At 72.3% G+C, this 14,085-nt stretch carries 12 protein-coding genes; 5 read left to right on the forward strand and 7 right to left on the reverse strand.

The genetic code is table 11. From position 1 onward, the window contains the following. Window positions 1–92: 92 nt before the first annotated feature. Window positions 93–1,670, reverse strand: coding sequence for a glycosyltransferase family 39 protein (locus WMF20_RS12750; RefSeq protein WP_437613575.1), 1,578 nt, complete (start codon window positions 1,668–1,670; stop codon window positions 93–95). Between the two features lie 666 nt (window positions 1,671–2,336). Between WMF20_RS12750 and WMF20_RS12755 the strand changes: the two genes are divergently transcribed. The 3 genes from WMF20_RS12755 to WMF20_RS12765 all read left to right on the forward strand — a co-directional run bounded on the left by WMF20_RS12755 (window position 2,337) and on the right by WMF20_RS12765 (window position 4,470). Next, a complete protein-coding gene (locus tag WMF20_RS12755) occupies window positions 2,337–3,170 on the forward strand; it encodes a DUF1206 domain-containing protein (protein ID WP_437613577.1) in 834 nt (277 codons plus the stop codon). Window positions 3,171–3,239: 69 nt separating this feature from the next. Beyond that, entirely contained in the window at window positions 3,240–4,019 is a 780-nt protein-coding gene (locus WMF20_RS12760) for an N-acyl homoserine lactonase family protein (protein ID WP_437613579.1), read from the forward strand. Between the two features lie 76 nt (window positions 4,020–4,095). Then, complete coding sequence (locus tag WMF20_RS12765) at window positions 4,096–4,470, forward strand: zf-TFIIB domain-containing protein (RefSeq protein ID WP_129574606.1); 375 nt, start codon at window positions 4,096–4,098, stop codon at window positions 4,468–4,470. A gap of 45 nt (window positions 4,471–4,515) precedes the next feature. On the opposite strand, the gene WMF20_RS12770 is transcribed toward WMF20_RS12765, so the two are convergent. The 5 genes from WMF20_RS12770 to WMF20_RS12790 all read right to left on the reverse strand — a co-directional run bounded on the left by WMF20_RS12770 (window position 4,516) and on the right by WMF20_RS12790 (window position 10,060). Next, window positions 4,516–5,355: a class II glutamine amidotransferase gene (locus tag WMF20_RS12770; protein ID WP_437613582.1), complete on the reverse strand. Its 840-nt coding sequence runs from the start codon at window positions 5,353–5,355 to the stop codon at window positions 4,516–4,518. Continuing rightward, window positions 5,348–6,733: a hypothetical protein gene (locus WMF20_RS12775; protein ID WP_437613584.1), complete on the reverse strand. Its 1,386-nt coding sequence runs from the start codon at window positions 6,731–6,733 to the stop codon at window positions 5,348–5,350. The genes WMF20_RS12770 and WMF20_RS12775 overlap by 8 nt, the downstream gene beginning before the upstream one ends. Window positions 6,734–6,740: 7 nt before the next feature. After that, window positions 6,741–8,246: a hypothetical protein gene (locus WMF20_RS12780; protein ID WP_437613586.1), complete on the reverse strand. Its 1,506-nt coding sequence runs from the start codon at window positions 8,244–8,246 to the stop codon at window positions 6,741–6,743. A 279-nt stretch (window positions 8,247–8,525) separates the two neighbouring features. After that, entirely contained in the window at window positions 8,526–8,984 is a 459-nt protein-coding gene (locus tag WMF20_RS12785; RefSeq protein ID WP_237245288.1) for a hypothetical protein, read from the reverse strand. Between the two features lie 239 nt (window positions 8,985–9,223). Continuing rightward, window positions 9,224–10,060, reverse strand: a complete 837-nt coding sequence (locus tag WMF20_RS12790; protein WP_437613588.1) for a hypothetical protein — start codon at window positions 10,058–10,060, stop codon at window positions 9,224–9,226. Between the two features lie 186 nt (window positions 10,061–10,246). Here WMF20_RS12790 and WMF20_RS12795 point away from each other — a divergent pair, with 186 nt between their 5' ends. Continuing rightward, complete coding sequence (locus tag WMF20_RS12795; RefSeq protein ID WP_437613590.1) at window positions 10,247–11,488, forward strand: methyltransferase; 1,242 nt, start codon at window positions 10,247–10,249, stop codon at window positions 11,486–11,488. 284 nt (window positions 11,489–11,772) lie between these two features. Beyond that, window positions 11,773–12,753, forward strand: coding sequence for an ABC transporter substrate-binding protein (locus tag WMF20_RS12800; RefSeq protein ID WP_129574612.1), 981 nt, complete (start codon window positions 11,773–11,775; stop codon window positions 12,751–12,753). Between the two features lie 123 nt (window positions 12,754–12,876). Here the strand turns inward: WMF20_RS12800 and WMF20_RS12805 are convergent, their stop codons facing one another. Next, window positions 12,877–13,851 carry an alpha/beta hydrolase gene (locus tag WMF20_RS12805; RefSeq protein ID WP_437613592.1) on the reverse strand — a complete coding sequence of 325 codons (975 nt, stop codon included), beginning with the start codon at window positions 13,849–13,851 and terminating at the stop codon, window positions 12,877–12,879. Window positions 13,852–14,085: the final 234 nt, after the last annotated feature.

A 14,085-nucleotide genomic window follows, 5' to 3' on the forward strand; every position in this document is an offset into this window, starting at 1 on the left:
CGACGAGCACCCTCGCCTCGGGCCTACCGCCTTGAGAGGGGCGGGTGTGCCGCCTTGGGAGGGTCGGGTGTGCCGCCCTGGGAGGGGCGGACCTACCGCCTTGGGAGGCTCGGGCCTGCGGAACCGCTGCTCTTGGGCACGTAGATGCGCTCGGGGCGAACGCGGAAGCCGGTCACGGGCCAGAACACCTTCTTGTCCTCGAAGACCTTGCCCTCCTGGCGATAGGCCTGCTGGATCTCCTTCTTGAAGAAGTCGGTGTCCGAGAAGATCGCGCCGAACCGCTTCTGCAAGATCGCCTTCTCGATGTCGGCGCGAAGCTCGGCGCCCGCGGGGCCGCCTTTGATCCCGAGGATGTCCGCGATCGCCATCTCGTGGGCGTAAGAGCGCTTGCCCGCGAGCGTCGCGAGGTGGCCATGCGCAGGGATGAAGACCTCGCCCTCGACCTTTCGAATCTTGTCGAGCAGGTGCTCTCCCGCCTTCGCATCCAGGGGCTTCGGAGCGTAACGAGAAGGGTCGTAGGCGAGACAGGCGAACTGGACGGCCGCGAGCACGAGGAGGAACGCCTCGACGCGGTGCCGCCGGGGCGCCGAGAGCTCGGCTGCGGCGACGATCGCAGCGTGGACCCCCAGCCCGAAGAGGATCGCGAGGATCGCGAAGCCCGGCATGATGACGTTGGGCCAGCCGCCCGCATGGAGCCGCCCCGCCCAGGAAGCGCCGAGCATCCCCGCGGCGGCAAAGAGATAGAAGTACCGGCCGCTGCGGAAGGAGAGGGCGAAGGCCGAGCCGTGGGCCGCCGGCTCCGCATCGCCACGAGCGTCGCCAGGTGCCGCCGCGCGCGCGTCGCCCGAGGTGAAGACCCGGCGATCGACCATCACATAAAAGAGCGCGAGGAGGCAGCTCACCGAGAGCGGCCGCATCAGATCCTCGAGCCAGAAATCGACCCACATCCGCTCCACCCAGGGGTGCTGCCGCGGGAGCCAGAAGACGAACCACCAGAACCAGCCGTCGTGGATGCGGTCGAGCACGACGACGCTGCCGACCATCATCGCAGCGCCAGACGCAGCGAAGACGAGGCCGCGCCTCCACTCGGTGAGGACGAGGTACGCCGCGACCGGGACGAAGATGACCGACGCCGACTGCTTGGTGAGCAGGGCCAGCGTGAAGAGCGCCGCGGCGGCCACGGCAGAGCTCGTGGAGCGGCCGAACCGCGCGACGTAGAGCGCCGCGAGCAGCAGCAGCACGAACAGCGAATCGACCCGCGCGATGTCGAAGAAGCCGGCGGAGAGCGGGTACGCGGCCGCGTAGACGCCGGCCGCGAGCAGGGCGACGTGCTTGCCGCCGGTCTCGCGGTGGACGATGCGCGCGATGAGCGCGATCCCCGCGATCGAGGCGAGGTACGAGACAAGCCGCGCCGAGAAGAAGCCGACGCCGAGCACCTTCGAGAACGCGGCCGCAACATAGAAATAGAGCGGCGCGTACAGGAAAGGGACGTACTCGACCGTGGGCTTGACGTAGAGCTTCTGCCCGGCGAGCACGCGGCGGACCTCGTCCACGAGGCCGCCCTCCATCCACTCGATCTCGAACGGAAAACGAAGGTGGATGATCCCGAGCACGAGGTAGGTGCCGATCGCGCCCGCCGCAGCCAGCGCGACGACCACGCGCAGGAACACGACGGCGAAACGCGGGAGGCGCTCGAGCCACGGCAGGACGCGCGCACGGAGGCTTTCGGCGCGCGCGCCCCAAGGCGTTGGGGCGGCCAGCGCCGTGGGCGTGCCAGCGCGCTGCGGCTCGTCAGGCGCGGGCTCGGGCGCTACGTCAGGGGAGGTCTGGGTCATCGAGGGGCCGAACGGCTGAAGCAGGGACGACAGAGGGCCGACGCGGCCAGCTCGGAGGGCCAGGGCGGCCCGCGCGGCAAGAGATCGCGCGCGAGAAGACCCCAAACGGCGACGGGGTGTCAATGCTCTACCACGCGGCGTGGGCCACCGCAGATCCAGCGCGGACGAGGGTGGACGCAGGCTCGTTTGCAGGCTGCCAGAGGACTCCCCTCCATCCAGCGCTCCGGTTTCTCGCCGAAAATCCCCGCGATCCAGAGAGCGCGTGTGCGCTCACCCGCCCTCGTCTCCCAGGGCCCGCCAGCACCGCTGCGCCCGCTGCGCGACGCCTCGGCGCGCGGCGAAGCACGTTACCGACGCTCGGCGAGGGGGGTGAGGCACTCTGGAGCCAAGGCGTGGCGGCCCGCCCCACACCGCACGACGCACGCCGCACCAGCGCTCGAAGCGCCCCGCTCGCCCGGTGGCATGCCCGCTGCACCAGGTTCGCCCAGGAGAGCTGAAGCCATGGAAATTCCGGTGGGGAAGAACATGTTCACCGAGCCTGAAAATAGCGGCTGGGTGCGCACCCTGGCCAGGTTCGGATTTGCGGCCAAGGGGCTCGTCTATGTGCTGATCGGCGCCCTCTCGCTCCAGGCAGCCTTCGGCGCCGGCGGGCGCACCGCCGGCGGGCACGAGGCGGTCGGGGTCCTCGGCGAACAGCCGTTCGGGCAAGCGCTGCTGATCGTCGTGGGGATCGGGCTCGTCGGATATGCGCTGTGGCGCGAGGTCCTCGCGCTCAAGGACCCGGGCCACGTGGGCCGCGACGCGAAGGGGAAGGCCGAGCGCGTGGGCTGGGCCGTGAGCGGCGCGATCTCGGCGGGCCTCGCGATCACGGCCTTCCAGCTCGCGCTCGGCCGCGGCGGCGGCGGCGACGGGTCCCGGACCTGGGTCGGCAAGGTGATGGAGCAGCCGTTCGGGGGCGTGCTGGTCGGCATCGCGGGGCTCGTGGTGATCGCCGTCGCCGTCCAGCAGCTCCGCAAGGCGATGAAATCCCGCTTCGCGCGGGACCTCAGCACGCAAGGCATGAGTCCCCCCGAGCGCACGTGGGTCTTCCGCATGGCCCGGGTCGGGCTCGTCTCCCGCGGGGTGGTCTTCGGGATCATCGGCGCGGCGCTGATCAAGGCCGCGATCGCCCACGATCCGGGGCAATCGAAGGGCGTCGGCGAGGCGCTCTCGACCGTGGCCGCGTCGCCCTTCGGGCCCATGCTGCTCGTGCTCGTCGCCGCCGGCCTGTGCGCCTACGGCGTGTACATGTTCTTTTGCACGAAGTACTCGAAGCTGGCACACCCCGCCGCATGACGCGGGCGCGCGGCTCGGCCGGGCTGAACAGGCCCGCTCGCGAGCCGGCGCCGCGAGGGAGATCGCGCCATGACCACCGAGGTCTCCAGGCTCTACGTCCTGCTCTGTGGGTACGAGATCCTCGAGAAGACGGTCTCGACGCGCGATCGCGGGGGGCGCTTCATCCTCGCCGAGCCGGTGTCGGCCTATCTGCTCGAGACCGCGCGGGGGCTCGTGCTCGTCGATACGGGGCTGAACAGCGCGCTCGTCCACGACCCGGCGCTCCGCGAAGAGCACTATACGAAGCAGGGGATTCGCCCGCCGGTCATCCTCCCGGAGCACGAGCTCGCCTGTCAGCTCGACCGGATCGGGGTGCGCCCCGCCGACGTGAAGCACGTCATCCTCACGCACATGCACCTGGACCACGCCGGGAACCTCGCGATGTTCCAGGACGCGCGCGTCTCCGTGCAGCGGCGAGAGCACGCCTATGCCTTCGGCCCGGACCACGGGCCCGCCTGGTTCGAGCGCGACTACGACCTGCCCGGCCTGCGCTGGGACCTCGTCGAGGGAGACTGGGAGGCGATGCCGGGCGTCGAGGTCGTGCTGACGCGCGGGCATACGCCCGGCCATCAGTCCGTGGTGGTCGAGCTGAGGGACACCGGCACCGTCGTCCTCGTCGGCGACGCGGGCGACCTCGCCGAGAACTTCACCGAGGAGATCCTCCCCGGCGAGAGCGTGGACGACGAGGCCGCGCTCGCCAGCATCCGTCGCCTCAAGCAGATCGAGCGAGAGCGCCGCGGCGCGCTCCTCCTCGGCCACGATCCGGCGCTCGTCCAGGCGCTGCGGCTCGCGCCGGCGTGCTACACGTGACGCCGGCGCTTCCCGCGATCCGGCTCGTCTGATAGCATCGCGTCCGACCGCGGCGCCGGCCGCACTGGAGCGCGACGTGAACTGCCCGAAATGCACCGCCTCGATGGATGTCGTCACCTTCGGCGGGATCGATGTCGACCGATGCACCGCGTGCGGCGGAATCTGGTTCGACAGCCGTGAGAAGGAGTCGCTCAAGGCGATGGACGGCTCGCAGCAGATCGACACCGGCGACCCCGCGGTCGGGCGGAAGAACAACCAGATCCGGCGCGTGCCGTGCCCCCGCTGCACGACGCCGATGGTGCGCATGGTCGACCCGCAGCAGCCGCACATCTGGTACGAGAGCTGCAGCGTGTGCGGCGGCGTCTACTTCGATGCCGGCGAGTTCCGCGACTACAAGGAGCACACGGTGGGCGACTTCTTCCGCGGCCTGTTCGCGCGGCCGCGCAGCTGACGTCGCGCCGCCGCGCGGCTGACGTCGCGCCGCGGACACGGCGTCTCAGCCCGGAGGGCCGGGCTCGGCGATCTCCGCGCTCGAGCCCCGCGCCGCGGCCTCGGGGTAGGTCGCCACGAGCTCGCCGGCGCGGAAGACCCAGAGCGTGCCGGGCGTCGCCTTGCTCCAGAGCTCGTCGCGCGTGAGCGGCTCGGTGGCCACCACGGCCATGCGCGCGTCGGGCTCGAGGCCGTGGACGTCGTTGAAGTTCACCTTGAGGTCGGCGTCCACGAGCGTGGCCTCGCCGAACGGGGCGCGGCGGAGGATGCAGGACAGGTGGTCGCCGCAGCGGGCGAACAGGTGCTCGCCGTCCGCGAGCAGGAAGTTGAACACGCCGTCGCTGCCGAGCTCGTTTCCCAGCTCATAGAGCATCTTCCCCAGCTCCCGCCCGTCGCTCGGGTACTGCGCGCCGTAGGCGGCCCGGAGCTCCTCGAGGATGACGCAGAAGGCATGCTCGCTGTCGGTGTCCCCGATGGGCGTCTCGAGGCGGAGCTGCCGATCCCGGACGTTGGGCAAGGTGCCGTTGTGGGCGAACACGATGTGCCGCCGGTGGAGCACCCGCATGAAAGGGTGCGTGTTCTTCAAGGCCGCTCCGCCGCGCGTCATCTTGCGCACGTGCGCGATGGCGAGGGCCGTGTGGATCGGGTTCTCGCGGATGAACCGCGCGAGCGGGCTCGAGAACGCCGGGTGAGGCTCGAGGAACGTCCGCGCGAAGAGCCCATCATAGAGCGATACGCCCCAGCCGTCCGCGTGCGGCCCCGTCTGCCCGCCGCGGAGCGCGAGCCCCGTGAACGAGAACACGATGTCCGTCGGCACGTTCGATACCGTGCCAAGGAGCTCACACATGGCGAATCTCCTCTCGTTTCAAACGCGCATCGTCAACGATCGAGAGCCCGGTGACCCCGCCACCCGCGGAGACGTTGCTCACCGCGGAGGCCGAGAGCCGCACCATGGCGCCCTCCATGCGGCCGGCGAACACGAAGGGGCCAAGGTCGAAGTAGACGTCCTCCTCGACCACGCCGCCGTCGCGGAACGTCGGCATGCGCGCCGTGCGCGCGCGGCTGCGCTCCTGCACGATCGCGCTTTGCGCCTCGGCGTCGCGGACAGCCGCTCTCCACGCGTCCGCAGGCGTCTGCCACCCGAGCAGCACGCCTTTGCCCCCGTAATCGTCGTTCGGCTTCAGCACGAAGCTCTCCTGCTCGGCGGCGATGAGCTCGAGGAGGTCCACGTCGCGCCCGCGCCACGAGGTCCGGCCCGCCCGCACCCGGCGCGTCCAGGGGATGTGCTCCGCGATGGCCGCGCGCTGCTCGGGCGAGAACAGATCGGCGAACTCGGGGGCGCTCAGCACCGCGAACGCCGCCTTCTTGTTGAGCGGCTTGGTCCGGAACGAGTTCGCCACGTACGCCGCGCGGTCGCGGTAGGCGCCGATCAGCGGGTGATCCACGCCGCGCCGCGCGACGAGCTCCTGCGTGATGACGCGCCGGTAGACGAGATCGATCGGCTCCCCGCCGGCCGAGAGGCGGTCTCCGTCGCGCTCGAGCTCGTCCGGATCGAGGATCCGCGTCCGGTGCCCCTCGGCCGAGAACAGGTCGGAGAGCGCCTTGAACTCGGCCAAGGTGTCGGCGGCTTTCCAGTCGACGATGGCGATCGTGGGCCTCGGCTCGCGCCCGCCCCACGCGGCGTACCCCTCGCGCAGGGCGCGCAGGAGCGCCCGGTGCGGCGCGGGCGTGCGCACGCCTTGCAGGCCCCGGAGCGGCGAGAGGTGGGGGAGCTCCATCAACGTCCGCTCGATGAGGAGCTGATCGGTGATGCCAGCGGGGGAGTCGGCGTTGTATTCGATGAAGGAAAAGCCGCCCTCGGCGACGAGCATGTCGAGCCGGCCGACCGTGAGGAACGGCCCCTCGCCCGGATCGAGGGCCGCGAGGGCGCGCTCGTCCGCGGAGAGCCCCAGCTCCTCGGCGAGGGCGGCGTCGACGAGCGCCCGCCGCGCGACGCGCTCGAGCGCGGCGGCGATCCGCTCGACGGCGCGCGCGACCACGGCGTAGTCCTGCTCCGCGATGAGGTGGGGCCTGAGGTGGCGGCACAGCGCGCGGTCGCCGTGCGTGAGCCCGAGCCTCCGCTGGCCCTCGAGGAACGACGCGAACCGCGCCGCGTCCATCGCCCCCGGCGCGGAGAGCCGCGCGTCGATCTGCGCTGCGAGCGAGCTCGTGGCGTCCCGGCTCATGGCGACCTCACGTCGAGCCGGCGCCCGGGAGCGCCCAGGCGTGCACGGGGTTGCCGGAGTCGACCTCGGCCATGTACCGCTCGAGCATCCGCCGGAGCGCCTCCTCGCGCGACGGCGCGCGCGGCTCCAGGGCCGAAAGCGCGCGGAGCTGCCACACGGCCCCGGTGACGCCCCTGGCGACCCGCGCCTCGAAGATCTGCAGGTAGCGGCGGGCCTCCGCGCCGTCGACCCCCGCGGTCACGAGGCCCTCCTCGACCCGCGGCAGGAGCGAGAGGAGGAGATCGCGCGCGCGGACGCCCTTCGGCGCGGCGCCCGGCCCCTCCGGCCAGACCAGCTCGGCGTCGAGGCCGTGCTGCGCGGCGTGGTAGAAGTTCCGCGCGGCGAGCCCGAAGGGGAACGACGGCAGGAGCTCTCCGACGGTCGGCGCGAGGGCGAGGATCCCCCCGAGCAGGAAGCTCCCGTTCGCGAGCATGTCGTCGAGCGTGGGCCCGGACGGCATGGCGCGCAGCTCGATGCGCAGGTGACCGCCGCCGGCCGGGTCGTACACCGGTCGATTCCACTTCCAGACGGTGCCGTGGTGCAGGCGGAGCTCGTGCAGCTGGGGCACGCCGCCGGCTCGCGCGCACGCGATGACGTCCTCGTCGCTGCACACGGGGAGGATGGGCTCGTGCAGCGCGACGCTCTCCATGAAGAGCTCCGCCGCGCCGTCGCGCACCCAGCCGGTCCCGAAGCCGATGCGGGCGGGCTTCTTCCAGTCCGTCTCGGTCTCCGGCGGGCGGTCGTCGCCGGCCTGCTTGAACACCGCCACCCGCGTCTCGTGCCACAGCCGGTGTCCGAGGAAGGTGGGAGAGTTGCCCGCGGCCGCGAGGACGGGCGCGGTCATCATCATGGCCGCGTTGAACAGCCGCGCGAACGCGTCGGGCGAGGCCCGGAGGTGGACCTGAAAGGCCGTGTTCGCCGCCTCCATCGCGGGGTCGTCCGACATCAGCTCGAGCGGCTCGGCGCCGTCGATCCGGATGTGGAACGGCGCCTTGCGCAGCCGGCAGAGCCCCGCGGCGAGCGCGCGGTACCGGGGCAGGTTCGTGATCGTCGCGGGGCTGAAGTCCTGCCGCCGGAAGGTCGGCAGGATGCTGACCGGGACCACGCGCGCCCCCCGCGCCGCGGCGCGCGCGCGGATCGCCTCGACGGTCGCGCGCATCTGCTCGCGCAGGGCCGACAGCGGCCGGCCGGCGAGCGGCACCGCCTGCGTGCTGAGCTCGATGTCGAAGGCGCCCATCTCCGGCGTGATCATCGGGCTCGCCGCCGCGCGCGCGATCTCGGGCCCGAGCGGCACGGGGCGCGCCTCCCGGTCGACGAGGAACAGCTCGAGCTCCGCGCCGATCGTCGCGTCGCCGAGGCCGAACCCCGGCCGGCTGAGCACCATCTCGAGCGCGGTGAGGTTCTGCTGGAGGCGCGCCTTGAAGAGCCCGTAATCGACGGTCTTGAAATGGTCTTGCTGGATCTCGATGCCCAAGGGACCTCCCGCTGCGACCTCGGCGAGAGCCGATCCACGATTCTCCACGTTCCAGCCGTGGGCTGGAGAGACGTCCGCCGCCGGGATCGCGATGTTCCCGGACCCCACGCAATGCAAGCGCAGGGCCAGGCGCTGGCGATCTCGGCGTGAAGGACGCCGGAGATGGGCTGTCCGATGGCGTCGAGCTCGATCGGTGTGGCGCAGGTGCGGTCTGTGGCGAAACGCACCGCGAGGCGCTGCTCGGCCGCGCCGTTCAGCGGCGATCGCGCGGGCGGCGGATCACCGGTCGACGTGCGGCACGCGCTCGACCACGCATTGCCCCGCCTTGCAGCGGGCGACCGAGTCCTCCTTCGGCGCCATGCACTTGGCGACCGGGCAGCTCTCGGCCGCGCAGCGCTCGGCGCGCCACTGCTGGAGCGCGGCGAGCGCATCGCGGTGGTACGCCTGGTCGCACGGCGGGCACAGCTGGTCGCAGCACTGTCCGACCCGCGCGCAGGAGACCACACAGTCGGCGTCCGCCTCGCACCGGGGCTCGGTCGTCGCCGCGCTGCTGCCGTCGCCCGGCGCGGCGCTGCTGCCGTCGCCCGCCGGGGCGCCGGTCCCGGCGGCGGGGTCCTGCATCCGAGGCGCGGCGTCGACCGGCGGCGGGGCCTGCGCCGGGGCCTCCTTGTGACAGCCGGCGAGACCGGCGAGACCGACGACGAGCACGAGCGGGCGCGAGAGCGACGAGATGTTCATGCGGGCCATCATGCCACGAGCGCGTCGCGCCCCGTTCCAGCAAAACACGCTGTCCGAGGGGGACGCGGGGACGCCGCGGAGTCGATAGCTCGGGTCGAGGTGCTTCAGCGTCGCGTCGACGCCGCGCCCGGAAATGCGCGTTGATGCGATCGCGCAGGACGAGGCTAGCCACCCTGACGAACGCGCGCGCCCCCCTGTCCGCGGCGTCAGGAGGGGTGATTGCGACATTGGAGCGCCGACTAGAACTCAACCATCAGCCCCACCGCCGGGTAAATGATGAAGCTGTCGAGATCCACCGCGACCACCCGCTCCCCGAGCACGGAGAGCTCGCCGCCCGTGAAGATCTCCGCGAGCGTGAGCTCGACGCCCAGGAACACGTGCTTGTAGCCGAACGCGACGCCGGCCTGACCGCCCAGGTACAGCCCGACGCCGGAGAGCGCGGCGATTTCGCGCTCGCCCGGGTATCCGGTGAAGGCGGGCAGGTCCGCGGTGAGGGCGGCGTCGAACGTCGTGAGCATGAGGCGAGGGCCGCCCCAGACCCGGTACCACGTGCCCGCCGTCCCGACCTGGATCGGCAGATCGATCTGCCACCGCGTGAAGTCCTCGAGCTCGACGATGCCGAGGACGCTCGCGACAGGAAGCCCGAAGACGTAACGCCCGACGCCGACGCCGGCCGTCAGGTCGACGCCGTCCTTGTCGCGCTTCAGGAGCTGATAGCGGGTGCCCAGGCGAAGCGCGCTGCCGGTATAGCGGAGGTTGAGCTCCCAGCGGTCGAGCGCGGTGTAGCCGATCCCGAGGTGCGGCGTCGCCGACGGCGGGTTCAGCGTGAGCGCGCCGCCCGCCTCGAAGAGCGTCTGCCGCTCGCGCTCGGACAGCTCCCGGGACTCCGCGACGTCCGCCAGCACGACGCCGGCGTCGATGAGCGAGGCGATGGTGCCGGTCGGAATCGAGACGTCGAGCCCGAGCTCGGCCTGGACATGGCCCTTGTCGGCCACGTGGGCCGGCTGGAACGTCGAGAGGGCTGGGGCGCAACCGCACGTCCAGAGGCAGAGAGACGCGAGGGCGAGCAGGCGCATGGCGCTCCCACGCTACCATGCGCCGCCGGGCAGGAGAGCCCGCGCCCGCCGGATGGCTCCGGCCGCGCGCTCGGCCGGGCGGGATCAGTCCCGCCCCTTCTTCACGCCGATGTCCTCGTAGGGGTTCGGCCTGCCCTCGCCCTCGTCGCGCGGATCCGGTACTGCTTGCCCCGCTCCGGTTCGCGCATGCTCCCGTCGCCCAGGCCGCCCACCGTCGCCCAGCGCCTCGCGCGCGCCCTCGAGGTGCTCGTGCCGGCGCTCGACATCGTCGGGGCGCGCGTCGACGAGGGCGCGCCGCCGGCCTGGTGCGAGGCGCGGGGCTGGACGGGCTTCCTCCTCTCGCTCACGGACGCCGATCTCGCCCGCTGCGAGGGCGACGGGCTCGCCGCGTGCATCGCCGGGCTCGGCGGCGCGCCGGCGAGCCTCGCGGCCCTGGCGCGCGCCGCGGACGAGGCCGCGAGGCTGCCGCGGCGGCCGGTCCAGCCGCTCCCGCCGGCGTCGCTGGACGAGCTCCGGGCGGTGCCGGCGCGCAAGCGGCTCCAGCTCGAGGCGCTGCTCGGCGCGGTGGCGCCCATGGCCGCCCGCGCCCGCCGCCTCGTCGACGTGGGCGCGGGGCACGGGCACTTCACCCGCCTCGCCGCCGCGCGCTTCGACCGCGACGCGCTCGGCCTCGAGCGCGAGCCCGACCGCGTCGCGACGGCCTCGGCGCTGGCCGCCGGCGGCCGGGCCCGCTTCGTCGCGTTCGACGCCTTCCAGGAGGCGCTCGCGTTCGCGCCGGACGACCTGCCGGTCGGCCTGCACGCGTGCGGGGAGCTCGGCGATCGCATGGTGACCGCGGCGGCGGCGGCGCGCTGCGACCTCGCGCTCGTCTCGTGCTGCTTGCAGAAGATCGGCGCGCCGGCGCGCGCGCCGCTGTCGGCGGCGGCGAGGGCGGCGGGGCTCGTCCTCCGGCGCGAGGCGCTGGGCCTCACCAACCTCACGGCGCGGCGCGCGGGGGTCGAGGCCAGCCTGGACGAGGAGCTCGCGGCGCGCGAGCGGCGGCACGCGCTGCTCTCGCTGCTCCGCTGCCGCGGGCTCGACGTCGCCCTCGGCGAGGAGATGCGCGGGATCAACCGGCGGCGCGCGCACGGCGGGCTGCGCGAGCTCGCGGCGCGGGCGCTCGCGCTGCGGGGCCTCCCGCCGGCGACCGACGCCGAGCTCCGCGAGCGCGAGCGCGCGGCGCGCGCGGCGTTCGGCCGGATGCGCCGGCTCACGCTGCCGCGCTCTCTCCTGGCCCGCCTCACCGAGGTCGCGGTCTCGCTCGACCGCGCGATGGCCCTCGGCGAGCAGGGGCACGAGGTCGAGGCGGCGATCGTCTTCGACCCCGAGGTGACGCCGCGGAACGTCGCCGTCTTCGCGAGCGCGCGGCCGGGAGGGCTCGGCGGCTGAGGCCGCGGCGCCCGGACCGGCGGCGAGCGGCGAGCGGGGCGCGCGCGGCCGGGCGCGGCTCCCTGGCCGGCCTGCGCGATGGACCGCCCGCCAGCATCGTTGCGGATCGGGTGCTCCCCTGGAAGCAGCGTGGCGCGCAGGAGCGCTGATTTCAGGGATAACCAGCGAATGGCATGTCCGGTGCACATCGGCGTGCCATGGATAGACGTCAGTTCTTGGGGGGCGCTGCGGCGGCGGTGTCCGGAGCGCTCCTCGCAGGCAGGGCCCGTGCTGCTGGGCCCAGTGTGATCCGCGTCGGCGTGCCGGGCGTGGGCGTGGGCAATCGCCCCGTCACGGGGGGCAGCTTCTTCTCCCTCTTGCACCTTCAGGGCAGCCTCGCCGAGGAGTTCAAGAAGGACGGCATCGAGGTGAAGTGGAACTTCTTCCGCGGCGCCGGTCCGGCCGTGAACGAGGCGGTGGCGAACAACCTGCTCGACATCTGGACGCACGGCCACCTCCCCTCGGTGGTGGGCCGGGCGAGCGGCCTCCGGACGCGGCTCCTGGGCAGCGCCAGCCGGCGCGGCCACGCCTATCTGGTGGTGCCCTCCGACTCGCCGATCAACGGGGTCAAGGATCTGCGCGGCAAGAAGGTGGCCTACGCCAAGGGCACGGCGACGCAGCTGTCCGCGAACCGGATCCTCGAGGGGCACGGGCTGACCGAGAAGGACATTCGCTCCATCAACATGGACACGTCCACGTCGAAGGCGGCGCTGGCCACGAAGGACATCGACGCGGCGTTCGGCGGCACGGACTTTCTTTCGCTGCGCGATCAGGGCATCGCGAAGATCGTGTACACGACGAAGGGCGACTCGCCGACCTACCCGAGCAACTCGGGCATCATCGCGCGGGAGGACTTCATCAACGAGCACCCCGAGATCGTGCAGCGCATCATCACGCTGGCGGTGAAGTCGTCGGCGTGGGTCGCGGACGAGAAGAACCGCAATCAGGTCTTCCAGCTGTGGTCGAAGTCGGGCACGCCCTACGCGAACTACAAGGAAGCGCAGCAGGGCGAGGACATGAAGCAGAACGCGAGCCCGCTGCTCGACGAGTACGTCATCGCCCGGTACAAGTCGGCGGTCGCCGACTCGAAGAAGTTCGGTCTGATCCGGAACACCTTCGACGTCGAGCCCTGGACCGATCGTCGCTTCCTGAACCGGGCGCTGAAGGACCTCGGCCTGGAGCGCTTCTGGGCGGAGTGGGACGCGAACGGCAAGGCGAAGGGGTGACCGCGCGCGGGCCGCGCGCTGCGGTCCGCGCCCGCGCAGGCGCAGGCGCAGCTCCCGGGCGGGAGCGTCGCGCCGCCGGAGCCGAGAGGCGATCGAGCGCTCCCCCCTGGCGGGGCGAGAACCCTAGTTCCCGAGCGGCGGGAAGCGCTCGTCGAGCCAGCCGCGGATCGCCGCGTACGTGGTTGGCGCGTTGATCTGCAGGTTCAGATCGTGCCCCGCGTTGGGCACGACGACGATCTCCAGCTCCGCGGCCGGCGCGTAGGCGGCCGGCTCCAGCGTGGTCCCGCTGAACAGGGTGCCGCACGGCGCGATCCCGCAGAATATCGTGTCGTGCCGTCCCACGACGGTGAGCACCGGCGCGTCGACCTGCAGGCTCGTGAGCGCGGTGCCGACCAGCGCGAACTCGGCGAGCTCGCCGGACGTGCCGAGCCCCTTGGTCGCTTCGTCCTGGGCGATCACCGCCGGATCCGCGTTCGGGAGGTAATAGAACGTCGAACCGCGGGTGCCCGGCCGCGTCGTCAGATAGCCGAGGTCGAGGCCGGAGCCCGCGAAGCTCGGGTCGAGCGCGGCCGGATGGGCGTTCAGGAGCAGCTGCGGCAACCCCGGGCCGTAGGTGTGCAAGAACCCCGTGACCACGACGCCGTCCACGTCGTGGTACGTCGCGGCCTGCTGGACCGAAATGATGGATCCCAGCGAGTGGCCGACGAGCACCACCCGGCTCCATGCGTGCCCGAGCTCGCCGCTCCGGAGCGCCTCCGCGAGCTGATGATGGACGTAAGCCTGCGCGGTCGCTGTGACCTGAAGGGAGGGCGGGCGGTCGCTGTCTCCGGTGCCGATGCGGTCGAAGTTCAGCGTGGCGTAGCCCGCCGCGTTGGCGTAGCGCACGAACGAGTAGCGCTCCGGCTGGTACGGGAAATCCCAGTACACGCTCGAGTACGTGGTGCCGTGCACGGTGAGCAGCACCGTGTCCCGCGGGCTGTCCTGCGGCACGCAGAGCTCGGCGGCGACCTCGTAGTCCGCCGGCGCCCCAGGAGCGAGCGCGACCGCGTACCGGAAGGTCGTGCACACCGGCAAGAGGACGGATGCGAGATGAGCCATGTCTATGGGTTCTGAGTACTACATCTCCGGGCGCGCGGGAAGCCCGCAACGGCGACGGCGGCGCCCGCGGAGCGCCTGCGCCGGTGCGGGCAGCGAACCTCCCGAACCTGTGGGTCACGAGGACCCGCAGGCCCATGTGGCTCGCCACCGGCGTCCGATCGCGCGCAGCGAGCGTGTGCTCGTAAAACTGCTCGATCGAGCCACGCGGCTCCGCCTGTTCGGTTTTCATGGATG

This window comes from Sorangium sp. So ce834 (assembly GCF_051521425.1).
GTDB classification, from domain to species: domain Bacteria; phylum Myxococcota_A; class Polyangia; order Polyangiales; family Polyangiaceae; genus Sorangium; species Sorangium cellulosum_D.